The organism is Propionibacterium freudenreichii subsp. freudenreichii, assembly GCF_000940845.1.
GTDB classification, from domain to species: domain Bacteria; phylum Actinomycetota; class Actinomycetes; order Propionibacteriales; family Propionibacteriaceae; genus Propionibacterium; species Propionibacterium freudenreichii.
In genome coordinates this window covers 919357-946063 of sequence record NZ_CP010341.1, presented here as the reverse complement: position 1 = coordinate 946063, position 26707 = coordinate 919357, and the positions used below count along the sequence as shown (strand labels likewise).

Genomic DNA, 26707 nt, shown 5'->3' with positions numbered 1-26707 from the left:
CATCCTGCCCGGCCGCGCCAAGCCACGGGTCCACGACGGCCGTCCCGTTCCCCCGGGGACGGGCAGGCCCGTCGCGTCCAGTGACCGGCCAACGGCCCGGTTCGGCGGATTACCGGGGCAGCGTGATCCCCTGCCGTTCGGCCAGCTCCGCCAGCTTCTCGGCCGAGTCGGTCTCGATGCACACATAGGCGCGGAGTCCGTCATCGTCGGCGCGCAGCAGGTAGTAGCTCACCGCGTCGGTCAGCAGCTCACCGGTCGCATCGAGGAACAACCACCGCACATGCACCAGCACCACCGTGGCCGACAGCTGCTGGTGGTCGAGCAGCTCAAAGCCGACCGAGTCCAGACCGAGCTGCTGGTAGAGCGGGTAGGACTGCTCCAGGCCCCTGACCATCGCCTCGCGCGACTCGAGCATGCCGGCGAACCGGTCGTCGAGGATCATTCCGGGGGTTCCCCACAGCCCGGCGGCCCGCCGCGCATCGAACGCGGCCAGCGACGCCGCGTAGCGGGTCAGGTAGTCGTGGATCTCGGCCCGGGAATCGGTCATGGCCCCAGACTAGGTGTCCGATGTCGGGTCGGGCCCGGGACGTGCGCCCCACCTGGTCGTCAGGACGCGCTGACATTCCAATCGACGATGTGCCAGCGTCCCTGGCCGGGTTCCAGGATCGACCAGGCACAGTTGGCCATGGTGCCCAGGTCCTGGGCGCCCTGATAGTCGATGTTGCACAGCCTTGCCGCACCCATGCGCATGGCCACGCCATGGCTCACCACCGCCACGGTCTGGCCCGGATGGGCCGCGGCGATCTCGCGCAGCGCGGGCGCCACCCGTTCGCCCACCTCGCAGCGCGTCTCGCCCGTGGGCGAATAGCGGAAGTCCTGTCCGGTGGCCCGGAACCGGGCGATCTCGTCCTGGGCGAAGACCTCGGCCGCCCGCAGCCCCGACCACTGCCCCACGTTGATCTCCTGCAGGCGATCATCGGTGGTGACGGCCAGCCCGGTCAGTTCGGCCAGGGTGTCGGCGGTCTCCAGCGCCCGACGCAACGGGGAGCTGACGATCGCCTCCGGCCCCAGGGCCGCCACATGGCCTGCGGCCGCCTCTGCCTGCGACAGGCCCGCGACATTGAGCGGCATGTCGGTCTGGCCCTGGAAACGGCCGGCAAGGTTCCAGTCCGTCTGGCCATGGCGCCACAGCACCAGTCGGGTGGGCGCGCTCATCAGTTCTGCTCCCGGGCCGTCGGAGTCTCCTGCGGCAGCGGGATCTCCGGACAATCGCGCCACAACCGCTCCAGGGCGTAGTTGGCGCGGTCATCGGTGCGGAAGACGTGTACCACCAGATCGCCGTAATCGAGCAGCACCCAATGGTTGCCGCCCTGCCCCTCGCGACGCAGCACCTTCTCGCCACGGTCGATCAGGGCGTCCTGGATGGCGTCGACGATGGCACCGACCTGCCGCTCATTGTGGCCCGAGACGATGAGGAACACGTCGGCGATGGCCAACTGCTCGCTCACGTCGAAGGCCACCAGGTCCTCCCCCAGCTTGCCCAGCGCGGCCTCGGCGGCGACGCGCGTCATCTCGACGGCATGTTCAGTGGCGCTCAAGAGTTGCTCCCATCCGAGCCCGGTTCGTCGGTGCCCGTTGTGTATCCGCGCTCGTCCACCGGTTCATCAAGCACCAGCACATCCCCGTCGTTGGCGTCGTACAGTCCCCGCTTGGCCACATACTGCACCACGCCATCGGGCACCAGGTACCACAGCGGAAGTCCCTCGGCGACGCGGTTGCGGCACTCGGTTGACGAGATCGCCAGGGCCGGCACCTCGAGGAAGGTGACCTTGTCGGAGGGCAGGTGGGAGAAGTCGCGTTGTCCGAGGTTGACCCCGGGACGCGTCACGCCCACGAAATGGGCCAGGTCGAACAGCTCGCTGGCACCGCGCCACGTGAGGATCGAGGCCAGGGCATCGGCACCGGTGATGAAGTACAGGTCGAGGTTGCCGCCGCGCTCGCGTCGGATGTCCTTGAGTGTGTCCACGGTGTACGTATTGCCCTTGCGGTCAATATCCACCCGGCTGACCGTGAACCGTGGATTCGACGCCGTGGCGACCACCGTCATCAGATAGCGGTCCTCGCCCTTGCTGACGCGACGCCCCGCCTTCTGCCAGGGCACGCCCGTGGGCACGAAGACGACCTCGTCGAGGTCGAAGCGCGCCGCGACCTCGCTGGCGGCCACCAGGTGACCATGGTGGATCGGATCAAAGGTGCCGCCCATGACGCCGAGGCGATATCGCCGCCAGGTGTTGGCGCGCACGAGGCCCAGGTTGAGGCCTGCCTCCTCGTCATCCGATGCGGATTCTGAACGTCCCTGGGTCATCGTTGTCCCCCGACGATCGTGGCTGACATGGGCCATAGCCTACCGTCGCGACCCGTCATCGCGGGAAAGCACCTCAGTGGCGGGTCTGGCCCTGGCCGGTCAGCACGTACTTCGTGGTCGTCATCTCCTGCAACCCCATGGGGCCGCGCGCATGCAGTTTCTGCGTGGAGATGCCGATCTCGGCGCCGAAGCCGAATTCGCCGCCGTCCACGAAGCGGCTGGAGGCATTCACCAGCACGCAGGCCGCATCCACCTCGGTGGTGAACCGGTGCTGGGCGATGCCGTCATCGGTGATGATCATCTCCGAGTGGCCCGTGGAATAGGTGCGGATGTGCTCCAGGGCGCTGTCGAGGTCGTCGACCACCTTGCAGGCGAGGTCAAGTGAGAGGTACTCCGCCTCGTACTCGTGCTCGCCGGCGGGCACGATGCGCGGATCGATGGCCACCGAGTCGGCGTCACCGTGCACCGTGACCCCGACACCGCCCAGCGCCTCGACGACGACCGGCAGGAACTCCGCGGCGATGTCGCGATGTACCAGCATGGTCTCGAGCGCATTGCACACGGTGGGACGCTGTACCTTCGCGTTGAGCACCACCCCGACCGCCATCTGCTGGTCGGCAGCGCGGTCCACGAAGACATGCACATTCCCGGTGCCGGTTTCGATCACGGGCACCGTGGATCCCTCCACGACAGTGCGGATCAGCCCGGCGCCGCCGCGCGGGATGAGCAGGTCGATGCTGCCGCGGGCGCGCATCATCTGGCCGGTGGTCTCATGGCCACCTTCCACGAGGTTGATGGCGTCGGCGGGAAGGTCGGCTCGCACCAGCCCCTCACGCAGCGCGGTGACGATCGCACGGTTCGACTCCAGGGCGCTCGAGGAGCCGCGCAGCAGGGACGCGTTGCCGGACTTCAGGCAGATGCCGGCCGCGTCGGCGGTGACATTGGGGCGCGCCTCGTAGATGATGCCGATCACGCCGAAGGGCACGCGCAGCTGGTCGACGTGCACGCCGTTGGCGAGGTTCCACCCACGGACGACCTGGCCCACCGGATCGGTCAGCCCGGCGAGGTCGCGCAGGCCCTGGGCCATGCCGGAGACGCGTTGCGGGTTGAGCGACAGGCGATCGATCATCGCGTCGGGCGTGCCGGCGGCGACGGCTGCCTCCACATCACGTGCGTTGGCACTCAGCAACTGGTCACTGGACTGTTCGAGCGCAGCGGCCATGGCCCTCAGTCCGGCGTCCTTGCGCTCACGCGTCAGCGTGGCAAGTGTTCTCGACGCGGTGCGGGCACGGCTGGCGATTTCGTAGACCTCCACCGCTCAAGCCTACAGGGGCCCCCATGGCGCCAGGCCGTGGCCCATCTGTCGTTCAGCCGGCGGGCACGGCGGGCTTGTGGCCGGCAACCCCCGGCAGCTGGACGCCGGCCCGCTTGACCATGTGCAGGCCAAGGCACAGCATCTGCAGGATGAAGGTGGCCGAGGCCCCGATCTGGATTGCCTGCTCATGGTTCCCGAAGGCGTAGATGAGCCACAGGATCTGGGTGAAGCCGGCGAAGGCGTTGTAGAACCACGAGTAGCCCCGGAAGTCGGGGGCCACCCACAGCGCCTGGAACTGGATCATCATCGAGACCGTCATCGGGACGATGATGAGCATGCCGTAGGCCACCGCCCCGAACACCGAATCGACCGTGACGAGCGCACCGGCGACCAGCACCGACAACACCCACACATTCCACGACAGCTTGCGGTCGCGGCAGATCACGATGAGGATGATCGCCGCGCAGCACAGGACGACGATGTTGCACGCCCATACATTGGGCTGCCCGGTCAGGAAGCCATGCACGGTCCAGCCGGTGGAGGCACCCACCTGGAGCTGCCAGGTCAGCGGCGACAGGCCGGCACTCGACCCCACCCGGATCACGTGCACGGTCTGCGGCAGGACATAGAACGCCCCTATGATCGCCGCCAGGTAGCCGACGACCAGTGTCCACTCCATCAGGGGTTCCCCATTCCCTCGATATCGGTGGCTCAGACCCCCGGGTGGTTCATCAGCACCAGCATGTCGCGGTGCACCACGGCTCGGTCGAAGCCCTCACCCATCTCCACACCGAGATCGGCAGAATTCTTGCCCAACATGGACGGCAACTCGTCGCTTGAATAGTTGACCAGTCCGCGGGCAACGATATCGCCCTCGGGACCCTCGACCTCAACCGGATCGCCGGCCACGAAATGTCCACGCACGTCGGTAACACCTGCCGCCAGCAGCGATGCCTTGCGGTTGGTCAGCGCGCGCACCGCGCCGGCGTCCAACTTGAGGCAGCCCTTCACCCGTGAGGCATAGGCCAGCCACAGCAGACGGCGCGGTCGGGCATGGTCCACGGGGGCGAAGGCGGTGCCCACCGGGGCGCCGTGCAGGGCGTCGAGGACGGCGTTGGCCCGCGCCAGCATCACCGGGATGCCCGCCGAGGCCGCCAGCTGGGCGGCCTGCACCTTGGTGTTCATGCCGCCCGTTCCCACCGCAGAGCCGATGCGGTGGGTGTCCACGCGCAGTTCGTCGACGTCCGGCACGAAGGAGATGGCCTGTGCGCCCGGATCGTCGGGATGGGAGGTGTACAGGGCGTCCACATCGGACAGGATCACCAGGGCGTCGGCCCGGACCAGTTGCGCCACCAGGGCGGCCAACCGGTCGTTGTCGCCGAAGCGGATCTCCTGGGTGGCCACGGTGTCGTTCTCGTTGACCACGGGCAGCACGCCCATGCGCAACAGGGTGCCCAGGGCGCGCAGGGCGTTGTGGTAATTGTCGCGTACCGCCACATCGTCGGGCGTCAGCAGCACCTGGCCCACACGGATGTCGCGATGGGCGAACATCTCGGTGTATCGCTCAATGAGCAGGCCCTGGCCCACTGCGGCGGCGGCCTGCTGGTGGGCGACGTCGCGGGGACGCCGGGTGAGCCCCAATGGCTTCAGTCCGGCCGCGATCGCCCCCGAGCTGATGAGCACGATGTCGCGTCCCGCGTCGTGCACATCGGCCAGTGCGGCCACCAGTGCTGCCAACCGGGCATCGTCGAGTCCACGCCGGGCACTCGACAGCGACGAGGAGCCGATCTTGACCACGATGCGCCGTGCGGATCCGATCGCCGCGCGCACGCTCTCCTCCGTGTCGAGGGCGGGAACAACCGAGGGAACCTGGTCAGTCATCATCGCCCTCGGTATAGGACTCCAGGTCCTCGTTCGGGTCGTGACCGACCCAGTTGACCTCGACCCCCTCGCCGTCATCGCCCTCGCCGGCACGCAGCTTGTCGAGTTCCGCGGCGTGGATGCGGCGCCAGTCGGCGTCGCGGTCGTCGCCCATGAGCTCGGAGCGGGCTGCCTGGTATTCGGCGTCGCGTGCCCGGCGACGCTGGGTGGCCGGGCGCAGCTCATTGAGCCGCTGGTCCTCGCCACGACGCGACAGGATCTCGGCCCCGATCTCGCGTTGCGGGATGAAGTCGAAGACCACCGGATGAGCGCCCGCGCCAATGGCCACCGCGTCGTGCGGCTCGGCACCGATCTTGAGCAGTTCGTCCTCCACGCCCAGCCGGTTGAGCCGGTCGGCGAGGTAGCCAACCGCCTCGTCATTGGCGAAGTCCGTCTGGTTGACCCACAGCTCGGGCTTTTCGCCCCGCACGCGCCAGACGAAGCCGCCCTCGCCGTCGCCCATCTTCTTGATGGTGAAGGCGGGTTTCTTGTCCACCGGGCGGGGACGGATGACGATGCGCTCGGCAGAGGGCGCGGGATGCTCCTTGCGGCGCTCCTCCACCAGATGTGCCATCGCCCACACGAGTTGCTTCATGCCCTCGCCGGTCTTGGCGGAGGTCTCGAACACCCGCAGGCCGCGCGCCTCCAGCTCGGGCAGCACCATGTCGGCGATCACCTTGCCGTCGGGCACGTCCACCTTGTTGAGCACGATGAGGCGGGGGCGGTCGTCCAGGCCGCCGTGGGCGTGCAGCTCGGCCTCGATGGCATCGAGGTCGCGCACCGGATCACGGCCGGGCTCATAGGTGGCCGTATCGATCACGTGCACGATGGCCTGGCACCGCTCGATGTGGCGCAGGAAGTCGAAGCCGAGCCCCTTGCCCTGGGACGCGCCCGGGATGAGTCCCGGCACGTCTGCCACCGTGTAGGTGATGTCGCCGGCCTTCACGACACCGAGGTTGGGCACCAGGGTGGTGAACGGGTAGTCGGCGATCTTGGGCTTCGCCGCGCTGATGGCGGCGATGATGCTGGACTTTCCGGCCGAGGGGAAGCCCACCAGGCCGATGTCGGCGATCACCTTCAGTTCCAGCTGGATGTTGCGGGCGTCGCCCTCCTCGCCCAGCAGGGCGAAGCCGGGGGCCTTGCGGGCCTTCGAGGCCAACGCCTCGTTGCCCAGGCCGCCGCGTCCGCCACGCGCCACGACGTACTCGGTCTCGTCGCCGGTGAGGTCGGCCAGCACCTCGCCGGTGTCCAGGTCACTGACCACGGTGCCCTCGGGCACGGGCAGCACCACATCGGCGCCGTTGGCACCCGAGCGGTGCTTTCCCTGGCCGGGCTGGCCGTTGGTGGCGGAGCGCTGCGACTGGTGGTGGTAGTCGACCAGCGTCGACAGCTGGGGGTCGATGCGAAGGATCACCGATCCCCCGCGGCCGCCATTGCCGCCGTCGGGACCGCCGAGCGGCTTGAACTTCTCGCGGAGCACCGAGGCGCAGCCGTTGCCCCCTTTACCCGCATGCACCTCGAGGGAGACGCGGTCGACAAAAGACGGGATAGCCATGTATCAGCTTTCGGTGGTTGGGCGGATTGCTCCAGTGTAGTTGGCGCCCCGCCATGCGACGTCCTTCGCCGGGCGAGGCCCCTCGGCGGACGCGCTCAGGGCCGGCCCCGAAGGACCGGCCCTGAGCAGGATGCATGTGGGTGTGAGATCAGGCGGTGGTCTCCACCGGCTGAATGTTCACGACGCGACGACCGCGGTGGGTGCCGAACTGCACGGCTCCGCCCACGAGAGCGAAGAGCGTGTCGTCCTTGCCACGACCAATGCCCTCACCGGGATGGAAGTGGGTGCCGCGCTGGCGGACGATGATCTCGCCGGCGTTGACGACCTGGCCGCCGAAGCGCTTCACGCCGAGGCGCTGGGCGTTCGAGTCGCGACCGTTACGAGAGCTGGAACCAGCCTTCTTGTGTGCCATGTCTGTTTACTCCTCAGGCCTTGATTCCGGTGACCTTGATACGGGTGTACTGCTGACGATGCCCCTGGCGGCGCTTGTAGCCCGTCTTGTTCTTGTAGTGCATGATGTGGATCTTCGGACCCTTGGTCTGGCCGAGCACCTCTGCGGTGACATCGACCTTGTCGAGACCCGCCTTGTCGGAGGTGACGTCCTTGCCGTCAACCACCAGAACGGGCTCAAGCTTGACACTGGCACCGACCTCATCGACCATCTTGTCGACCTCGAGGACGTCACCCACGGCAACCTTGTGCTGACGGCCGCCACTGCGCACGATCGCGTACACGCTGACCCACTTCCTGTATCGCGCCGCAGCTTGCGGCATTACGTCTGTCCCGACCGACTCTCATCGGCCAATTCCACCCGAATGCCCTGTTTGCCCGGCCTTCAGGTCCTTGCCCGGCGCCCGATCCCTGGGATCGGTGCCGTCCAACTCATACCCGGGCGGCGCATTCACAGAGCACCGAGGGACTAGATTACTCGCCCCCGATATGCCCGGTCAAACCGCCGCCCGGGAAGTACTACTTGCCCGAACGCCCACCGCGTCGGCCACCACGACGGTGGCGTTCCCCACCATCGGCGGGTGCCTGACTGGCGACCGGCTCGTCGTGGCGCACATAGCCGCGTCCCCCACAGGTCTCACATTCCTCGGTGAAGGCCTCCGCCAGGCCGGTGCCGATCCGCTTGCGCGTCATCTGCACCAGGCCCAGGCTGGTCACCTCACTGACCTGGTGGCGGGTGCGGTCACGCCCGAGGCATTCGACCAGCCGACGCAGCAGCAACTCGCGGTTCGCGGGCAGCACCATGTCGATGAAGTCGACCACGATCATGCCTCCGAGGTCGCGCAGCCTCATCTGGCGCACGATCTCATCGGCGGCCTCGAGGTTGTTCTTGGTCACCGTCTCCTCGAGGTTGCCGCCCGCCCCGGTGAACTTGCCGGTGTTGACGTCAATCACGGTCATTGCCTCGGTGCGGTCGATCACCAGGGAGCCGCCGGAGGGCAGGAAGACCTTGCGTTCCAGGGCCTTGGAGATCTGCTCGTCGATGCGGTACTTGGTGAACAGATCGCCCTTCGTGGTGTCCCAGTGCTCCAGCCGGTCGGCCAGGTTCGGGGCCACGTGTTCGACATATTCATGCACGGTCTCGAAGGCATCCTCCGGGCCGCCGTCGCCCTCGACGATGAGTTCATTGAAGTCCTCGGTGAACAGATCGCGCACGATGCGCAGCGTCAGGTCGGGCTCCACGTACAGCTGCTGGGGCGAATGGCCCTCGGCGACCTTCTTCTCGATGACATCCCAGTGGGCCTTGAGGCGATCCACATCCTGGCGCAGCGCCTCCTCGGTCACGCCCTCGGCGGCGGTGCGCACGATCACCGACGACGAATCGTCGATGGCGTCATTGACGATGTTCTTCAGGCGATGGCGCTCGGTGTCAGACAGCTTTCGGCTGATGCCCGACAGGTGCCCATCGGGCGAGTACACGACATAGCGGCCCGGCAGGGAGATGTGTCCGGTGAGCCGGGCACCCTTGGCGCCGATCGGGTCCTTGCTGGCCTGCACGAGCACGGTCTGGCCGGGCTTGAGCGCATCCTCGATGCGCCGTGAGCCCTTGTGGCCCTTCTCCATCGAGTCCCAGTTGACCTCGCCGGCGTACAGCACGGCATTGCGGCCACGACCGATGTCGATGAAGGCGGCCTCCATGCTGGGCAGCACATTCTGTACCTTGCCCAGGTAGATGTTGCCGATCAGCGACGCGGACGCCTTGCGATCGACGTAGTGCTCCACCAACAGGCCGTCCTCGAGGACAGCGAGCTGGGTGTAGTCCTCGCGCTGGCGAATGATCATCTTGCGATCAACCGACTCGCGACGGGCCAGGAACTCCGCCTCGCTCAGGATGGGGGCGCGGCGACGGCCGGCGGCCCGTCCCTCCTTGCGGCGTTGGCGCTTGGCCTCCAGTCGCGTGGAGCCCTCGATGCCGGTGACCTCGTCGGATCCGTGGTGTCGCGGCTCGCGCACGCGCACCGGCAGTTCGGCGGAGTCGGCATCGGAGCCGTTGCGGCGGCGACGACGGCGACGGCGGTGCTGGGTGCCGTTGGAGTCGGTGTCCGAACCGTGGTCCGAACCATGATCGGCATCGGCCTCGTGGCCCGAACCCGACTCACCATTCGAGTCCTCGCCGTTGTCCTCCGAGTCGTTGGAGTCCTCGGAACTGCGACGGCGGCGACGTCCCCCGCGACGACGACGGCGACGGTGCGAACCGTGCTCGCCCTCGTCCTCGGAGCTGTCCTCGCCATTGCCCTCGGCGTCGGACGGCGAACCCTGGTGCTCCTCGTCGTGCTGGTCGTCCTCGGCGTGGTCGGCTTCGGCCTTGGCCGGCTCGGCACGCCTGCCACGGCGCTTGGGACGCTGTTCCTGGGTGGCTTCCTGCTCGTGGGCATCGTCGTGATGCTCGTCATTGTCCTGCTCGCCGTGGGCGATTGCCTCGGTCAGCGAGTCGAGGGCCGCCTTCTTGTCGGAGGCACCGTCCTCGTCCTGGGCGGCGGTGGCCTTGCCGCGGCGGTTGCGCGGCGCTGCCTTGTGGGCCTTGGCCAGTGCGGCGTCCAGGCGTTCGTCGGTGGACGCGCCCTGCTCGCCGCTCTCGGACGTTGCGGCCGGCGCGGGCTGGCCCTGCTTGGCCGTGGCGCGACGACGCCGGGTGGTCTTCGGCTTCTCGTCGGCGGTGGCCTGATCGGTTGTCGTCTCCGTGACGGTTGCCTGGTCGGCGGACGCAGCTGCCTTCACCGGCTCGGCCGGGCCCGCCTTGCGGGATGCCCGTGTGCGGGTGGTCCGGGCCGGCTTCTCGCGCTGGGCCATCACGGCGGCGATGGCGGCGACGACCGGGTCGTCTGATCCACCCTCGTGGCCCTCGGCGGCGGGGCTTGTCGTGGATTCGGCCTCAGGTGCCTTGGCCGCGGTCCTGGTGGTGCGGCTGCGGCGGCTGGGGGCCTTCTTGGCGGCCGGAGCGGTGGCCTCGCCCTGCTCGGCGGTGGCCGTGGTGTCAGGCTGCTTCGCGGCGGGCTGGGTGTCCGGGGTGGTGGCGGGCGCTTCGGCCTTCTTGCGGGTCGTGGCTCGCCGGGTGGTCTTCGGCTTGGTCGTCGCCTCATCGGCAGTTGACGTGGCCGGGGAGTTCGTGGGTGGTTGGGTTGCTGGTGGCTGGGTCACCGGTGCGGGCGGCCCGGCGGGACGGGTCTTCGATCGCCTGCCCGCAGGGGGTCGAAGAAGCTGTTCTTCGGCGCCGGTCGGTTCCTTGCTGGGGTTTTCCTCGAGCATGCAGTGCTCCTCTTGCGCCCTCGCGGGCACGGATCAATCACACCTGGGGTGTGACAAAAGCTGGCGGATTCCGCAGTCGCCCGACAGTCCCCCGCGGTCGATCACTCGTCGCGGTGAGGATTTCAAGGTTCTGCGAGTTCAAGCATCTGGACGACGCTCTTACCTGAGCCCAATTATGTCACAGAACGCATAACGCCCAGCGCGACCCACGCGGGAGCAGCGAAAATCGCAGCCTTGAAGACCACGCCGATCGTCACGGCTGATCGGTCGGGGACTCGTCCTGCGGGGCCCGGGACGGCGCGGCGACGAGCAGGGGATCGATGATCGAACCATCATCACCCAAGGGCCCCTGCCGAAGCCTGGCGAACAGGCCCGGGTGGTCGTCGCCCAGCCCCGGAACAAGCTGGCGCAGGCCGGTGACCAGGTCGTCGGGACGCACCAGGGGCACGCCATGGCGCAACCGCACCCAGATGTGGTCACCCTCGACGTGGGCGGCCAGCACGGCAGGGCGCACATCGAAGACCCGCAGGCCCTTCTTGGTGCGCCGCGACACCTCCAGGCCGGGGGCGGCCAGCAGGGCCTCGACGGCCGCGCGCAGGGCGTCCGCATCGACCGCGCCCAGGTCGATCGTCCATTCGGAGGCCTGCAGCAGCTCGGTGAGGCTCGGCTTGCTCGACTCGATCACCTGCTCAATGCGGAAGCCGGCCGGCAGGGCCCCATTGAGTTTGTCGGCGAGCTGATCCGCGTCCACCTGCTCGACCAGCGCGATGTCCAGGTATTCGGCGTGGGACTCCGCGGAGGTGGGTGCCGCGTTGGCATAGCTGATGCGGGGGTGGGGGGAGAAACCCGAGGAATAGGCCATGGGCACCTCGGCCCGGCGCAGGGCACGTTCAAAGGCCCGACTGAAATCGCGATGCGAGGCGAACCTGGCGACGCCGAGCTTGGAATAGCGCAACCGCAGGCGTTGCACCGGCGGTGGCTGACGGGGTGGTTCGCGTTTTGGCACGCCCAAGATCCTAGGACAGCCGGTGCTGCCAGATCCCGCGCCGCAGCGGGTGGGGTCCGACGCTCAGCCCGGGTCGCCCTGCGCGGAGCGCTCCAGCCCCGCGAGCAACCGGGACAGGAGGCGATCGAGCATCTCGCGCTCCTGGGGCGACCAATCCCCCATGGCCCGGCCAAAGGCGCTGCGCCCGGCGGCGCGAAGCACCTGGGCGATGCGCTCACCCATGGCGCTCAGCCCCACCATGATCACCCGGTGATCGCGCTGGGACGGCTCCCGCACCAGGTAGCCGCGCTTCTCCAGGTGCTGGGTCTGGGCGGTCATCGTGGAGCGGTCGACCCCCTGCCACTGGGCCAGCTCGGTCATCGCCATGGGCCCCACCTCGGACAGGTGGGTCAACAACCAGGTGTCGGTCGGCGAGAGTTCGTCGGCAAGGCTGCCGTGGATACGCCGACGCACCGAGGAGCGCGACATGACCCGCGCCAACTCGAGCATGGTGTCCTCGACACCGGACCCTGTTGCCATGCACTGCCTCTCCGTGACTCATCCGCCGTGGGTGGTTCGCCTGCCGTGGGCCCACCGTGCGCCGCGGGACGGCCCCGCCAGGGGCCACCACGAGCCGCCCGGGAGGCGCCGCGAAAAGCCGTTGGGACGGGCCATCCCGCTTGTGCCCACATCCAATTGGTTTGTATTATCAAATCAAATCGCCGGCTTGTCCACTCACCGGAAAGGAACCTGTATGGTCCCAGCGGCCGTCTGGATCGCAACCATCATCCTGATCGTCGGCTTGCTGGCGTTCGACTACTTCGCCCACGTGCGCAAGGCGCACTCCCCCTCGCTGCGCGAGGCCGCCGTCTGGTCGGCGGTGTACATCGGCATCGCGATTGCCTTCGGCATCGTCGTGATGATCGTCGGTGGCACCGAGATGGGCAGTGAATACTTCGCGGGCTACATCACCGAGAAGGCGCTCAGCGTTGACAACCTGTTCGTCTTCCTGCTGATCATCTCCAGCTTCGCAGTCCCCCGGAAGGACCAGCAGAAGGTGCTGCTGGTGGGCATCGTCTTCTCGATCATCGCCCGCACCGGATTCATCTTCCTGGGCGCGGCACTGATCAACCGCTTCTCGTGGGTCTTCTACCTGTTCGGCCTGATCCTGCTGATCACCGCCGGGCACACCGTCAAGCCCGACAATGAGGAGTCACACGGCTCCGAGGCCGACAACCTCATGATCCGGCTGGCCCGCAAGCTGCTGCGCACATCAGACCAGTACGACGATGACAAGCTGTTCACGGTGGTGGACGGCAAGCGCATGATGACGCCGATGCTGCTGGTGATGGTCGCCATCGGCGGTACCGACATCCTGTTCGCACTCGACTCGATCCCCGCCATCTTCGGACTCACCCAGAGCACCTACATCGTGTTCACCGCCACGACCTTCTCGCTGATGGGCCTGCGTCAGCTGTTCTTCCTCATCGACGGACTGCTGGACCGCCTCATCTACCTGTCGTACGGGTTGGGTGCCATCCTGAGCTTCATCGGCATCAAGCTGATCCTGCACGCCCTGCACGAGAACACCGTGCCCTTCATCAACGACGGCGAATCGGTGCCGGTGATCGAGATCACCACCGGCATCTCGCTGAGCGTGATCATCGGCGTGCTGGTGATCACGGTCGTCACCTCGCTGCTGAGCGGCGCGGGCAAGGCCCAGGCCGCCGGCGCGCGGCTGCGCACCGAGACCGACCGCTACCTCAAACTTGACGAGGACACCGAAGCGGACAAGCGTGAGCACCGTTATCGCGTGCTGGTCCGCACTGCCGAACAGGTGGAGGACGTCCCCCCGAAGCATCGGGACCACATCGGTGACGAAACCGAATTGAAGGCCGGGGTGGCCCGCGCCATGCACGTGCATGGCCGGTGGCGCCAGGAGCACGGGATGCGTCCGATGGACGCGCCGGCCTCCGACGACCAGGAAGGCACGACGGAGGGCCGCGCGTGAGCAAAGTGATCAAGCACAAATGGCTGCACTGGACCCGGGTGCTGCCGATCCTCGCCTTCGCCGCCCTGATCGTCTCGTGGATCTACCACCCCACCGCAGCCCTCGTGCTGGCGGTGCTGACGATCCTGTTGATCGGCTCGATCATCGCCTCGGTGCACCACGCCGAGGTGATCGCCCAGAAGGTCGGTGAGCCCTTCGGCTCGCTGGTCCTGGCCGTCGCGGTCACGGTGATCGAAGTGGGGCTCATCCTCACCCTGATGGCCTCCGGCAAGGGCTCGGCCACGCTGGCCCGTGACACCGTCTTCGCCGCGGTGATGATCACCATCAACGGCATCATGGGCCTGTCGCTCACCGTGAGCGCCTCCCGACATTCCACATCGCGCTTCAGCGCCCTGGGCAGTGGCGGTGCCCTGGCCACGGTGACGGCGCTGGCCGGTATCTGCCTGGTGCTCCCCCGCTTCACCGTGAGCGACCCGAGCCCCTCGTACACGCCCTCACAGCTCGCCTTCGCCGGCGTGGCCTCGCTGGTGTTGTACGGCTTGTTCATCGCCGCCCAGACCGGACGGCACCGCAGTTCGTTCCTGCCGATCGACGAGGACGGGATGCCGATCGACACCGACGATGACTCCTGGACGCCGACCACCGCAGCCACTCTGCGCAGCCTCGGTTTCCTGCTGATCGCCCTGGTGGCCGTGGTCGGACTGGCGAAGATCCTGTCCCCCACCATCGAGGCCGGTGTGGCCGCCGCCGGACTACCGCCGGGCTTCGTCGGCGTGATCATCGCCCTGGTGGTGCTGGCACCCGAGTCGCTGGCCGCCGTCCGCGCGGCGCGACAGAACCGGGTGCAGGTGAGCCTCAACCTGGCGCTGGGATCGGCCATGGCCAGCATCGGCCTGACGATCCCGACCCTTGCCGTGGCCATGATCTGGTTCCCCGGCGAGTTCTACCTGGGCCTGGGCTCCACCCAGATCGCGTTGCTGGTGATGTCCGTACTGCTGGCCATGCTCACCATCGCGCCGGGCCGTGCCACCCGCCTGCAGGGCGGAGTGCACCTGGTGATCCTGGCCGCCTATATCTTCCTGGCCGCCAACCCGTAGGCATCCGGGCGCCCACGAGACGTCCGCGGGTCCGCGCCCGGGTGACGTCCGTGGGGCGCCGGCCTACGAGGCGGCCTGCTGCGAGCTGGGTCGCTGCCCCTCGGTGGCCAGCTCGATGTCCACCCCGAACAGCGGGCAGACGCCGCAGTCGTTGCAGTCGTCCCAGCGGCAATCCGCCAGCTGGTCGCCGGCGATCGCCGAGCGGTACTCGTCCCACAGCCAGGTGCGGTCGAGTCCGGAATCCAGGTGGTCCCAGGCAAGTACCTCCACCTGAGGACGTTCCCGGGTGGTGAACCACTCCAGGTCGATGCCGAACGGCGCCAACTGCTCGGCCGCGCAACGCGTCCACAGCTCGTAGTCGAAGTACTCGCTCCAACCGTCGAAACGCCCGCCGGCGCGCCACACGGCTTCCACGACACGACCGACGCGCCGGTCACCGCGGGCGAGCAGGCCCTCGACCTGTCCGGGTTCGCCGGCGCTGTAGCGCACGGTGATGGACTTGCGGAACTGGCGGTCCTCGCGGATCGCGTCCTTGACGATGGCGATGCGGTGGTCGATCACCTCGGGCGTCGCCTGGGGCGCCCATTCGAAGGGCGTGTGCGACTTGGGGACGAACCCGCCGATGCCCACCGTGCACCGAATGTCGCGGCTGCCCGAGATCTCGCGGCCCCTGGCCACCACCTGCTTGGCGAGGCGGGCGATTGCCGCCACGTCGTCGTCGGTCTCGGTGGGCAGCCCACACATGAAGTACATCTTGACCGAACGCCAGCCCTGTTCGAAGGCCGCGGTCACGGTGGCCATCAGGTCGGCCTCCGAGACATTCTTGTTGATCACCGCCCGCATCCGTTCGCTGCCGGCCTCCGGCGCGATCGTCAATCCGGTGCGCCGTCCGTTGCGCGACAGTTCCTGGGCCAGCTGCACGTTGAACGCGTCAACCCGCGTGCTGGGCAGGCTCAGCGAGGTGTTGGTGCCGGCATAGCGATCTGCCAGGCCGCCGGCGATCTGGTCGATCTCGGAGTGATCGGCGCTCGACAGGCTGAGTAGTCCGACCTCCTCCAGGCCGGTGGCGGCCAGTCCGCGGTCGACCATCGACTCGATGGTCTGCACGGAGCGCTCCCGCACTGGGCGGGTGATCATGCCGGCCTGGCAGAAGCGACAGCCGCGGGTGCAGCCGCGGAAGATCTCGACCGAATAGCGCTCGTGCACGGTCTCGGCCATCGGCACCACTGGTGCCTTGGGATAGGGCCAGTCATCCAGTCCGGTGAGCACCCAGCGGTTGATGGTCGCCGGGATGTCGGCGCGCACGGGGGCGATCCGGGAGATCGTCGCATCAGGGGCGTAGTCGACCTGGTAGAAGCGGGGCACATAGAACATGCCGGTGTGCGCGAGGCGTTCCAGGACGCCCACCCGTCCGCCGGGACGCCCCTCGTCCAACCAGTCCCGCACGATGCGTGACAGCTCGAGGGAAGCCTCCTCGCCATCCCCCAGCACGACGACATCGACGAAGTCGGCGATCGGCTCGGGGTTGAAGGCGCAGTGTCCGCCGACCACCACCAGGGGCGCGTCATCGTCGCGCTCGGCGGAGTGGATGGGCAGGCCCGCCAGGTCGAGGGCATTGAGCAGGTTCGTGTAGCTGAGCTCCGTGGACAGGCTCACCCCGATCACGTCATAGCCCGACACCCGACGATGGCTCTCCAGGGTGAACTGCCCGACGCCCTTGGCGCGCATGAGGCGCTCCAGGTCGGGCCATACCGAGAAGCTGCGCTCCGCGCTGGCCCAGTCAAGTTCGTTGAGCACCTCATAGAGGATCGCCATGCCCTGGTTGGGCTGGCCCACCCCGTAGGTATCGGGGAACAACAGCGCCCAGTGCACCCGGGCGTCGTCCCAGGCCTTGTGTTGGGCATTGATCTCGCCGCCCACATATTGCACAGGGGTGGAGACCTGCGCGAGCAGTGGGGTGAGCTGTTCAAACTGCGAGGCCGGCTCGGGTCGGCGATATCCGCTCACTGTGAAAACTCCTGTCGAGGTCACGATCTGGGCGCAACCCAGCACTCAGGGTAATCAGGCCCGTGAAACGGGGCTGTCACGCGCTGCCCCAGCGGATCCTGCCGGGAACCATCCCGGGGCTGCCGCAGAACTGGCGGGGACCCCAATACCCCTGCGGGGGATATTCCTGCGAGGGGCCCTGCTGCGGACCGGTGGCCCAGCCGGGCTGGCCATAGGGAGCGGGGGGCTGGATCGGTTGGGCCGGGGCTGGAGGTGCCGTCGGCCCGGCGGCACCTGGCGCCGAGACATTGGTGATCTTCTTGCGATGGGCGCGCCAGGTCAGCACGATGGCGGCCAACACCACCGGGGTCAGGTCGATCAACAGTATTGCCGGGCTTGAGCTGCCCGCCTCACGGTTGAACATGCCGCTGAAATCGGTGAACGGCAGTGTCGCCATAGCTGTCAGGTTATTGATGATGTGCATCGCGGACGACGCCTCGAGTCCGCCGGTGACCCAGCCCAGGTAACAACCGATCGACGCAAAGAGGAAATAATTGACGTTGAGCCATACATCACCGGCGTTGTGCAACAACATGAAGACCACAGAGCTCACAGCCCCGCCGGCGATCGCCGACAGGACCTGAAGCAGCCGCGTGGTTTGGGGAAAGAAGCTGGCAACTCCACGGTTCACGATGCCGCGGCACAGGAACTCCTCGCCGACGCATTGCAGCGGCGTGGTCAGCAGCACCGCGAAGATCATGAACACGGTGTCCTTGTGCATTGCGAGCTCGCCCTTCTCGCCGACCAAGGAGGTGAGTGTTGCCAGCACGATCCAGAAAGGCAAACACCACGCCAGGCAGGCACCGAACCACCGCCATCGAAAGCGTCCGGTGACGCTTGACATCCACCGCATCGGCTGGCGGAACACCAGCGAGACGAGCAGCGCAATCGGGATCAGGCTGGCGAGCGCGAGGTTGTTGCCCAGAAACAGTCCGGCGGTCAGCCCCGTTCCCGGACCATCGATCTTTCCGGTGCGCGCGAAATCAATGGCATAGCCGAACAACCCAAAGGCGAACCCGGTGCCGAAGAAGCCCGCCAGAGTGACTGCAGCAGCCAGTAGTACCCGCCACCAACGCCACTTCTCGGTGCGCCAGAATCCGTGGTAATGGGTCGGCCTTGTCGGCAGATCGCGCTCGGCCGGGAGGTAAGGGGCATACTGCCACGCCATTGCGGCCTGATCACGAGCCGGCACCGGGGTGGATCCGCTCGTCGGGTATTGCAGGCGCGCGGCGCCTGCGGGCGCGGACGACACCGATGAATCTGACACCGGGAGGCCGTGAGGAACACCTGCTGGCTCAGGCAACTGACGGGGTTGTGGCGGACCCCACTGTGAAGGGCCGGGCGTGCCGTCGGATTGGGGGTGGTTGTTTTCGCTCATAAGTCCTGTCCGAACCACAGCGCCAGCTCGCGCTGCGCTGATTTGGGTGAATCCGAGGCGTGCACCAAGTTCATCCGGGTGCTCAGGGAGTAGTCCCCACGCACCGTGCCCGGACGTGCCTCGGAAGGATCGGTGGCACCATGCATGGCGCGCACGATGGTGATCGCATTCTCGCCCTCGAGGGCAAGGGCCACAACCGGGCCACAGGTGATGAATGCCTCGACGGCCGGGTAATAGGGCGCGTCGACATGTTCCGCATAGTGCTTGGCGGCCAAGTCGGCATCCACATGACGCAGTTGCATCGCGCGGATCCGCAGGCCCTTGCGCTCATACCGGGCGATGATCTCTCCCACCAAGCCACGCCGGACGGCATCGGGCTTCAGCAGGACCAGCGTTCGTTCCGACCGGGCCTCCGGGGACTGGACTTCCGGCGAGGAGACCCCCCCGGGCGGGTCGTGGCGCGATTCACTCACTCCCACACCTTAAACAATGTGCCTGTCGATCTCGGTGGCGCGCCCGTATCCGGCAGAGTTCGGCTCAGCGCGGACTGACGCAAGCAACGCTGGGCGTGCCGTGCCGCGCCTCAATCCTCGTCGTCGACGTCCTCGTCGTCGGCATCGATGATGGCCGGGCGACGTTCGCCGACCTGCAGGTCGTCGGCGCCCAGTCGCAGGGGCTGCCCGACAGTGGTCACGTCGTGGCCCACCAGGATGTCGCGGACCTCGCCTGCCAGGTAGACCGAGCCGATCACGAGCACGCCGGCGCCCTCGCCGGACTGCTCGGCCAGTCCCATGGCCGTGGACAGTGCCTGGGAGACGTCATCGGCGGTGCGCACCCGGTTGGCACCGAAGATTCCCGTGGCCAGATCGGCAAGCTCGGCCACCGACATCGCGCGACGGCTGCCCGACACATGGCTCACCACGATGATGTCGGCAACCGCCTCCAGTTGGGCGAGCACCTGGTCGACCTGCTTGTCGGCCATCATTGCAACCACGGCGATCAGCGGACGGAAGGTGAAGGCCTCCCGCAACGCCTCGAGGGTCGCCTTCACGCCATGGGGATTGTGTGCGGTGTCGAGCACCACGGTGGGCTCGGAATGCACCGTCTCCAGGCGCGCCGGAGCCACCACCTGGCCGAATCCCGCCTCGATCACCGTCGGGTCAAGGCCCTTGCCCCCCATGAACGCCTCGACACTGGCCAACGCCAGTGCGGCGTTGTGGGCCATGTGGGCACCCAGCAACGGAAGGAAGATGTCGCCGATCGGACCCGAGGCCGTGTCCAGGCGCAACAGCTGCCCGCTCACGGCGGGCTGACGGTCGAGCAGGCCGAAATCGATGCCCTCACGCACCATGGGGGCCCCCACCTCGAGGCAGCGTTGGGCCAGGACGCGTGCCGCATCGGCGCTCTGGCCCGCGATGACGGCCGTCGAACCGGCCTTGATGATGCCCGCCTTCTCGGTGGCGATCTCGGCGATCGTGTCCCCGAGGTACTGCATGTGGTCCATCGCCACCGGACCGACCACGGCCACCTGGGCATCGGCAACATTGGTGGCGTCCCAACGCCCACCCATGCCGACCTCCATGATCATCACGTCAACGGGTGCGTCGGCGAACGCCGCGTAGGCCAGCCCCGTCATCACCTCGAAGAAGGTCATCTCGATGCCGTCCAGGCGTTGGTCGTCGACCATCGTGACCAACGGTTCGACCTGTTCCCACAGCTCGTCGAAGCGGTCGGGGGCGATGGGCTGGCCATCGATGCAGATCCGTTCGGTGAGGTCCTGCAGGTGGGGTGAGCTGAACCGTCCGGTGCGCAGGCCCATGGCCCGCAGCAGGGCATCGATCATGATGGCGGTGCTGCCCTTGCCGTTCGTGCCGGTGATCTGGATCACCGGGGCGCTGCGCTGGGGCGACCCCAGGAGCTCGCACAGTCGCGCAATGCGGTCGAGGGAGGGTCCCACGCGGTTCTCCGGCCAGCGTCCGGTGAGCTCGGAGACGATATGTGCGTGACGTTGCGGATCGCCGGAATCAAAGCCGCCGGTCACAATGCTGTGTCGCGGGCTGTCAGCGGGGAGCCCCTGGGTGCTGTTCATCGACTGCAAGCCTAGCCAGTGGCCGTGGAGCTCGGCGCCGACGCATCACGCGGTCTTGTCCGCGTGGCACTCAGCGGGGTCACAGGCCCGATATCGGCCGCTTCATCCGGGTCGATGCACCCCATTGTCCCGGGTATGCTGCCCACCGTGAGTTCCGAACCGAGTCGCGTCACCCCGCCGCGCGCACTGCGTCGCCCGCAGGATTGGCGCGATTGGGTGGGACTGGCGCTCCGCCTGCTGACCGGCGTCGTGATGATCTGGGCGGGCGCCACCAAGATCGGCAACCTGCCGCTGAACGTGGAACAGGTGAAGTTGTACCAGTTGGGGTTGGGCGACACGCTCAGCACGCTGATCGGCTATGCCCAACCGCCCCTGGAGCTCGTCGTCGGAGCGCTACTGGTCGTTGGCCTGTTCACGCGCGTCGCCTCGGTGCTCAACGGCCTGGCGATGATCGTGTTCACCTTCGGCATCGCCTGGGCATGGGCGCACGGCCTGCGCCTTGACTGCGGCTGCTTCGGCCAGGGCGGCATCCTCAGTTCGGACCAGAAGCCCCAGTACCTGTGGGACATCATTCGCGACATCGGCCTGCTTGCCGCCAGCGTCTGGCTCGTCATCCGGCCACGCACCGCCCTGTCCGTGGATGGCTGGCTGTTCCGGCCGCTGTCCGTCGATGACGACGACCATGTGCCCGCCCACGCCGAGAAGACGCCCCACCAGGGCTCCTGAAGCTTTCCCGACTGACCCCTCATGAAAGGTTGACCATGGCCTCATCCAACGCCGCCAAGTCGGCGAGTCGCCGCGAGCAGCTGCGCGCCGCCCGTGAACGCGAGGCTGCGGCCGCCCGCCGCAAGCGCATCATCATCGTGACCGTCGTGGTCGTCATCATCGCCGCCCTGGTTGCCGTGATCGCGATGGCCGCCTCCGGCGTCTTCTCCAGCAAGTCAGGCTCCTCGACGAAGGGGACTGCCACCACCGTCAGCGTGCGGCCCCCCAACGCCTCCCCCGGCGACAAGGGAGTGTTCTCCGCCGACAACACGAACAACTCCGCCCCCGTGCTGACCGTGGTCGATGACTTCCAGTGCCCCGCGTGCCACCAGTACGAAACCGTCTATGGGCCGGTGTTCGAGTCGTTGGCCAAGAAGGGCGAGATCAGGCTCGAGTACCGCACGCGCTATTTCCTGGACATCAACCTGAAGAATGATTCCTCGGTGCGCGCGGCCCGGGCCGCGGCCATTGCCGACACCTTCGGGAAGTACCAGGAGTACCACGACACCGTGTTCTCGAATCAGCCGAGCCAGGAGGGAGTCGGTTACACCGATGACCAGCTGCGCAACAGCTTCCCGCAGGCAGCCGGCATCACCGGCGACGACCTGGCCAAGTTCCAGTCCAGCTACGACAAGGGCGAGATGAACGCCTTCGTCGACGCCGTGGACAAGAACGCCAGCGCCGACGGCTACAACTCGACTCCGACCTTCCTGTCCAACGACAAGCAGATCAAGTTCACCAATTCGGCTCCCACCGAGGACTATGTGATGCAGATCGTGAAGGCAGCCTGAGGGTCACCGACACTCTTCTCGAGACGCACCCCGCGTCGTTCCCCCGCTGGAGCGACGCGGGGTGCTTGCGTCCTGTCAGCGCGTCGCGCGCTTTTCGTGGGCGGGACGTCTCGTGGGCGGGGCGGCGCATCGGGCCTGCGCTCTTGCCGAAAATCCCCCATCCGGCATGATTCCTCATGGATGATGTCTCCATGTGACATCGCCCCGGGCCTGCCTGACGAGGGCACATGGAGCATTCCCGGTGATCCCACGAAAGGTTGACCATGGCCTCATCCAACGCCGCCAAGTCGGCGAGTCGCCGCGAGCAGCTGCGCGCCGCCCGTGAACGCGAGGCTGCGGCCGCCCGCCGCAAGCGCATCACCGTCGTCGCCGTGGCGGTGGTCGTTGCAGCGGTGTTGGTCGCCGTGATCGCCATGGCCGCCGGTGGTGTGTTCGGGAAACGGTCGGGTGGTTCCGGGGCAACCTCAACGGTGGTGAGTGTCCGTCCCCCACATGCCTCCCCCGGCGACAAGGGCGTGTTCTCCGCCGACAATGTCAACGATTCAGCACCGGTGCTCACCGTGATCGACGACTTCCAGTGCCCGATCTGCCACACATATGAGACGGTCTTCGGGCCGGTGTTCGAGTCGTTGGCCAAGAAGGGCGAGATCAGGCTGGAATACCGCACGCGCTATTTCCTGGACATCAACCTGAAGAATGATTCCTCGGTGCGCGCAGCCCGGGCCGCAGCCATTGCGGACACCTTCGGGAAGTATCAGGAGTACCACGACACCGTGTTCTCGAACCAGCCTGCGAAGGAGGGCACCGGTTACACCGATGACCAGCTGCGCAACGCCTTCCCGCAGGCGGCCGGAATCACCGGCGACGACCTGGCCAAGTTCCAGTCCAGCTACGACAAGGGCGAGATGAACGCCTTCGTCGACGCCGTGGACCGTCAGGCCCAGGCCGACGGATACAACGGCACGCCGACCTTCCTGGCCAATGACAGGAAGATCGACATGCCCCGCAAGACCAACCCCACCGAGGATGACATCATGAAGCTCGTGCGGGGCGTCTGAGGCCTCCGACCACCCGGAAAGGACACAACGTCCACGGGGTGCGTCCGAGCCAGCCGACGGCGTGGGGGCCATTCGGCACGCTCGATAGGATGTCAGCCATGACCGCAGCACCTGACTCCTCAGCACAAGACACACGTTCGGCCCCCGCGTCGGGATCGTCGGGCTGGAAGGTCCCCGATCGTCCGGTACTGGAGGGCCTGGAGTCCAAATGGGCCGAGGCCTGGGAGGATGAGCAGCTCTACGCCTTCAAGCGGCCGGAGAGCCGTCCCCAGGTGTTCAGCATCGATACGCCTCCGCCCACGGTGTCGGGTTCACTCCACGTGGGCCATGTGTTCAGCTATACCCATACTGACGTGATCGCCCGCTACCAGCGGATGCTCGGCAAGCAGGTCTTCTACCCGATGGGCTGGGACGACAACGGCCTGCCCACCGAGCGTCGCGTGCAGAACTTCTTCGGCGTGCGCTGTGATCCGTCGGTGCCCTACGACCCCGACTTCCAGCCGCCGGCCAAGCCCGATGCGAAGCACCAGATCCCCATCAGCCGCCGCAACTTCATCGACCTGTGCCGTCAGCTCACCAAGGTGGACGAGAAGGCCTTCGAGCAGTTGTGGCACCAGGTGGGGCTGTCCGTGGACTGGAAGCAGCTCTACACGACGATCGGCGAGGAGACCCAGCGCATCTCGCAGCTCGCGTTCCTGCGCAACTACGAGCGCGGCGAGGCCTACATGGCCGAGGCACCCACCATGTGGGATGTCACCTTCCAGACCGCCGTGGCCCAGGCCGAGCTCGCGGCTCGGGACTACCCGGGCGCCTACCATCGGCTCGCCTTCCACCGCCCCGACGGTGAGGACGTCTTCATCGAGACGACGCGTCCCGAGCTGGTGGTCAGTTGTTGCGCACTGATCGCCCACCCCGACGACACCCGCTACCAGCACCTGTTCGGCACGATGGTGAAGACCCCGATCTTCGGCGTCGAGGTGCCCGTGTTGGCCCATCCGGCCGCCGAGATGGACAAGGGCGCCGGCATCGCCATGTGCTGCACCTTCGGTGACCTCACCGACGTGCTGTGGTGGCGTGAACTGCGCCTTCCCACGCGCACCGTGATCGGTCGTGACGGGCGCTTCACCCGCGAGATCCCCGACTGGCTGCCCGATCCGACCTTCTACGACGACAAGCTGGCCGGCAAGACGGTCTTCTCGGCCCGCGCGGCCATGGTGGAGGCGCTCAAGGCGTCCGGTGAGATGATCGGGGAACCCGAGCCGACCCAGCGCAAGGCGAACTTCTATGAGAAGGGCGACAAGCCGCTGGAAATCGTCTCGACGCGCCAGTGGTACATCCGCAATGGCGGACGCGATGACGAGTTGAAGCAGACGCTCATCAACTGCGGCGATGACATCGACTTCGTGCCGGAGTACATGCGCCACCGCTACACCAACTGGGTCGAGGGCCTCAACGGGGACTGGCTGGTCAGTCGCCAGCGCTTCTTCGGCATCCCCTTCCCCATCTGGTACCGGCTGGATGCCAACGGCGACCCCGACTATGACGAGCCGCTGATGGCCAGCGCCGCCGAGTTGCCGATCGACCCGACCTCCGACGTGCCCGATGGCTATTCGGAGGCCCAGCGCGGCAAGCCGAACGGCTTCATGGCCGACCCCGATGTGATGGACACCTGGGCAACCAGCTCCCTGACCCCCGAGATCGTGACCGGCTGGGAGCGTGACCCGGAGCTGTTCAAGCTCACCTTCCCGATGGACCTGGCGCCCCAGGCCCATGACATCATCCGCACCTGGCTGTTCAGCCGGGTGGTGCGGGCGCACTTTGAGTTCAACGAGGTGCCGTGGGCACGCGCGATGATCTCGGGCTTCGTGATGGATCCCGATCGCAAGAAGATGAGCAAGTCGAAGGGCAATGTGGTGGTTCCCACCGACATCCTCGACAAGTACGGTGCCGACGCCGTGCGCTGGCGCGCCGCCATGGCCCGTCCCGGACTCGACTCCCCCTTCGACGAGCGCCAGATGAAGGTCGGGCGTCGCCTGGCCATGAAGGTGCTCAACGCCAGCCGCTTCGTGCTGGGCATGGGAGAGGCCACTGATCCCGAAGAGATCACCGTGCCGGTGGACGTCGCCGAGATGACCGCCCTGCGCGCCGTGGTGGCCAAGGCGACCAAGGACCTCGAGGCGTTCGACTACACCAGCGCCCTGGAAGTCACCGAGGAGTTCTTCTGGAGCTTCTGCGACGATTACCTCGAACTGGTGAAGGAACGCGCCTACGGCGCCCAGGGACCCCGGGCCGCGGCTTCGGCCAATGCGTCACTGCAGCTGGCCCTGTCGGTGATCCTGCGCTTGCTGGCACCCTTCATGCCCTTCGTCACCGAGGAGGTCTGGAGCTGGTGGAAGCCTGGCTCGGTGCACACTGCGAGCTGGCCCACCGTCGACGAGTTGCCCTCCACGGGTGACCCGCAGCTGGTCACCGACGTGGCCGCAGCGCTCATCCTGGTGCGTGGCGCCAAGTCGGACGCCAAGGTCTCGATGAAGACCCCGGTGATCGACATCACGCTCAGTGGCCCCGCCACCGCGGTGGCCCACCTGAAGTCGGCAGCCGCCGACCTGAGCGCGGTCGGCCATATCGAGACCGACATCGCCTGGCAGGAGGCCGGCGACGAGGTGGGCGCCCAGATCACCCTGGGCGAGCCGCCGGTGAAGAAAAAGAAGAACTGACGCTCCACCCGCAGGGGGCGGGCCCGACCAGGTGGTTGGGTCCGCCCCCTGCGGCGTTCAGCCAGCGGTTATCACCCGAACGGCAGTGATCCGACGCCGCGAACGGTCAGGGCAGGCGGACGTCGAGCTGGTCCAGCCCGCCGATCATCGGCACGGCCTGGTCACCCGAGCGCACCTGGTGTTCACTGTCCGGGGTTCCGTCCTCACCGATGCGGTCAAGCCACACCGCCTTGAGGCCCGCCTGCGCCCCGCCGTGGGCGTCGCGGAACAGGTCGTCCACGTAACCGACCTCACCCGGCTCGTGGCCGATGGCCCGGCAGGCGGCCAGATATGCGCCCGGGTCGGGCTTTCCGGCGCCGAGCTGGTCGGCACACAGTACGGCGGTGAAGCGATCGTCCAGGCCGATCCGGTGGATCTTCCTGCGCGTCATGTGGTGTGCGGAGTTCGACAACACGGCCACGGGCACCTGCGCGGCACGGGCCCGGTCAAGCAGGCGCAGCGCGTCGTCGAAGGCCCGACACGAGTCGATGAACACCGCGCGATAGCTCTCCTCGAAGCTCTCGTACTGCTGATCCGAGAGCTGGTTGTCGAGCTGGGCGGCCATGTCTGCCAGCCGGCCGCGGCGCATCGTCTCGAAGTCGATCTGGCCCGAGGAGAAGCGCTGGAACCATCCGGCGCCATCAAATGCATAGCGTTCGACAGCGGCGTGCAGCCGCTCCTCGGGGACCTGCGGCCACAGCCCGACGGCGGCCGTGCGCAATGCCACCCGCATGGCCGGCGTCGTCTGGTTGATGGTGTCGTCCATGTCGAGCACCAGGGCCCTCACATGCAACGTCAGGGGTTGGGAAGGACTCACCGG

At 67.3% G+C, this 26707-nt stretch carries 24 protein-coding genes; 6 read left to right on the top strand and 18 right to left on the bottom strand.

Features of this window, described 5'->3' with window-relative positions:
- Positions 1 to 109: 109 nt before the first annotated feature.
- The 13 genes from RM25_RS04000 to RM25_RS03940 all read right to left on the bottom strand — a co-directional run bounded on the left by RM25_RS04000 (position 110) and on the right by RM25_RS03940 (position 12436).
- The gene (locus RM25_RS04000; RefSeq protein ID WP_013160765.1) at positions 110 to 547 is read right to left on the bottom strand and encodes a DUF6841 family protein; all 438 of its coding nucleotides are present in this window, start codon (positions 545 to 547) and stop codon (positions 110 to 112) included.
- Between the two features lie 59 nt (positions 548 to 606).
- The gene (locus RM25_RS03995) at positions 607 to 1215 is read right to left on the bottom strand and encodes a histidine phosphatase family protein (protein WP_013160764.1); all 609 of its coding nucleotides are present in this window, start codon (positions 1213 to 1215) and stop codon (positions 607 to 609) included.
- On the bottom strand, positions 1215 to 1598 hold the full coding sequence (gene rsfS / locus RM25_RS03990) for a ribosome silencing factor (RefSeq protein ID WP_013160763.1): 384 nt from the start codon (positions 1596 to 1598) through the stop codon (positions 1215 to 1217). The genes RM25_RS03995 and rsfS overlap by 1 nt, the downstream gene beginning before the upstream one ends.
- The gene (gene nadD / locus RM25_RS03985) at positions 1595 to 2365 is read right to left on the bottom strand and encodes a nicotinate-nucleotide adenylyltransferase (protein WP_013160762.1); all 771 of its coding nucleotides are present in this window, start codon (positions 2363 to 2365) and stop codon (positions 1595 to 1597) included. Before nadD ends, rsfS begins: the two co-directional genes overlap by 4 nt.
- A gap of 73 nt (positions 2366 to 2438) precedes the next feature.
- Positions 2439 to 3680, bottom strand: a complete 1242-nt coding sequence (locus RM25_RS03980; protein ID WP_013160760.1) for a glutamate-5-semialdehyde dehydrogenase — start codon at positions 3678 to 3680, stop codon at positions 2439 to 2441.
- A gap of 52 nt (positions 3681 to 3732) precedes the next feature.
- Positions 3733 to 4359: a SemiSWEET family sugar transporter gene (locus RM25_RS03975; protein WP_013160759.1), complete on the bottom strand. Its 627-nt coding sequence runs from the start codon at positions 4357 to 4359 to the stop codon at positions 3733 to 3735.
- A 32-nt stretch (positions 4360 to 4391) separates the two neighbouring features.
- On the bottom strand, positions 4392 to 5564 hold the full coding sequence (proB, locus tag RM25_RS03970; RefSeq protein WP_013160758.1) for a glutamate 5-kinase: 1173 nt from the start codon (positions 5562 to 5564) through the stop codon (positions 4392 to 4394).
- A complete protein-coding gene (obgE, locus tag RM25_RS03965) occupies positions 5554 to 7155 on the bottom strand; it encodes a GTPase ObgE (RefSeq protein ID WP_013160757.1) in 1602 nt (533 codons plus the stop codon). The genes proB and obgE overlap by 11 nt, the downstream gene beginning before the upstream one ends.
- A gap of 148 nt (positions 7156 to 7303) precedes the next feature.
- Positions 7304 to 7567: a 50S ribosomal protein L27 gene (gene rpmA, locus RM25_RS03960; RefSeq protein ID WP_013160755.1), complete on the bottom strand. Its 264-nt coding sequence runs from the start codon at positions 7565 to 7567 to the stop codon at positions 7304 to 7306.
- A gap of 13 nt (positions 7568 to 7580) precedes the next feature.
- Positions 7581 to 7889 (bottom strand): 50S ribosomal protein L21, encoded by a 309-nt coding sequence (gene rplU / locus RM25_RS03955; RefSeq protein ID WP_013160754.1) that lies wholly within the window; start codon positions 7887 to 7889, stop codon positions 7581 to 7583.
- Positions 7890 to 8124: 235 nt separating this feature from the next.
- Positions 8125 to 10911: an Rne/Rng family ribonuclease gene (locus tag RM25_RS03950; protein WP_013160753.1), complete on the bottom strand. Its 2787-nt coding sequence runs from the start codon at positions 10909 to 10911 to the stop codon at positions 8125 to 8127.
- A gap of 253 nt (positions 10912 to 11164) precedes the next feature.
- Entirely contained in the window at positions 11165 to 11917 is a 753-nt protein-coding gene (locus RM25_RS03945) for a TIGR03936 family radical SAM-associated protein (RefSeq protein ID WP_013160751.1), read from the bottom strand.
- A 63-nt stretch (positions 11918 to 11980) separates the two neighbouring features.
- On the bottom strand, positions 11981 to 12436 hold the full coding sequence (locus RM25_RS03940; RefSeq protein WP_013160750.1) for a MarR family winged helix-turn-helix transcriptional regulator: 456 nt from the start codon (positions 12434 to 12436) through the stop codon (positions 11981 to 11983).
- A gap of 214 nt (positions 12437 to 12650) precedes the next feature.
- Here RM25_RS03940 and RM25_RS03935 point away from each other — a divergent pair, with 214 nt between their 5' ends.
- Together RM25_RS03935 and RM25_RS03930 are read left to right on the top strand one after the other, a co-directional pair.
- Positions 12651 to 13907: a TerC family protein gene (locus tag RM25_RS03935; RefSeq protein WP_013160749.1), complete on the top strand. Its 1257-nt coding sequence runs from the start codon at positions 12651 to 12653 to the stop codon at positions 13905 to 13907.
- Entirely contained in the window at positions 13904 to 15004 is a 1101-nt protein-coding gene (locus RM25_RS03930; RefSeq protein WP_173425124.1) for a calcium:cation antiporter, read from the top strand. Before RM25_RS03935 ends, RM25_RS03930 begins: the two co-directional genes overlap by 4 nt.
- 63 nt (positions 15005 to 15067) lie before the next feature.
- On the opposite strand, the gene RM25_RS03925 is transcribed toward RM25_RS03930, so the two are convergent.
- From RM25_RS03925 to RM25_RS03910, 4 genes are all read right to left on the bottom strand, one after another.
- Positions 15068 to 17011 (bottom strand): TIGR03960 family B12-binding radical SAM protein, encoded by a 1944-nt coding sequence (locus RM25_RS03925; RefSeq protein ID WP_044636086.1) that lies wholly within the window; start codon positions 17009 to 17011, stop codon positions 15068 to 15070.
- Positions 17012 to 17087: 76 nt separating this feature from the next.
- Positions 17088 to 18302 carry a CPBP family intramembrane glutamic endopeptidase gene (locus RM25_RS03920; protein ID WP_158487047.1) on the bottom strand — a complete coding sequence of 405 codons (1215 nt, stop codon included), beginning with the start codon at positions 18300 to 18302 and terminating at the stop codon, positions 17088 to 17090.
- A 122-nt stretch (positions 18303 to 18424) separates the two neighbouring features.
- Positions 18425 to 18901 (bottom strand): nucleoside-diphosphate kinase, encoded by a 477-nt coding sequence (ndk, locus tag RM25_RS03915; protein WP_013160745.1) that lies wholly within the window; start codon positions 18899 to 18901, stop codon positions 18425 to 18427.
- 110 nt (positions 18902 to 19011) lie between these two features.
- Positions 19012 to 20517 carry a bifunctional folylpolyglutamate synthase/dihydrofolate synthase gene (locus RM25_RS03910; RefSeq protein ID WP_013160744.1) on the bottom strand — a complete coding sequence of 502 codons (1506 nt, stop codon included), beginning with the start codon at positions 20515 to 20517 and terminating at the stop codon, positions 19012 to 19014.
- Positions 20518 to 20664: 147 nt separating this feature from the next.
- Between RM25_RS03910 and RM25_RS03905 the strand changes: the two genes are divergently transcribed.
- The 4 genes from RM25_RS03905 to valS all read left to right on the top strand — a co-directional run bounded on the left by RM25_RS03905 (position 20665) and on the right by valS (position 25848).
- Complete coding sequence (locus tag RM25_RS03905) at positions 20665 to 21243, top strand: DoxX family protein (protein WP_013160743.1); 579 nt, start codon at positions 20665 to 20667, stop codon at positions 21241 to 21243.
- A 35-nt stretch (positions 21244 to 21278) separates the two neighbouring features.
- Positions 21279 to 22073 (top strand): DsbA family protein, encoded by a 795-nt coding sequence (locus RM25_RS03900; protein ID WP_013160742.1) that lies wholly within the window; start codon positions 21279 to 21281, stop codon positions 22071 to 22073.
- 263 nt (positions 22074 to 22336) lie between these two features.
- A complete protein-coding gene (locus RM25_RS03895; protein WP_036939431.1) occupies positions 22337 to 23131 on the top strand; it encodes a DsbA family protein in 795 nt (264 codons plus the stop codon).
- A gap of 89 nt (positions 23132 to 23220) precedes the next feature.
- Complete coding sequence (gene valS, locus RM25_RS03890; protein ID WP_044636084.1) at positions 23221 to 25848, top strand: valine--tRNA ligase; 2628 nt, start codon at positions 23221 to 23223, stop codon at positions 25846 to 25848.
- 106 nt (positions 25849 to 25954) lie between these two features.
- Here the strand turns inward: valS and RM25_RS03885 are convergent, their stop codons facing one another.
- Positions 25955 to 26704 carry an HAD family hydrolase gene (locus RM25_RS03885; RefSeq protein WP_013160739.1) on the bottom strand — a complete coding sequence of 250 codons (750 nt, stop codon included), beginning with the start codon at positions 26702 to 26704 and terminating at the stop codon, positions 25955 to 25957.
- Positions 26705 to 26707 lie beyond the last annotated feature (3 nt).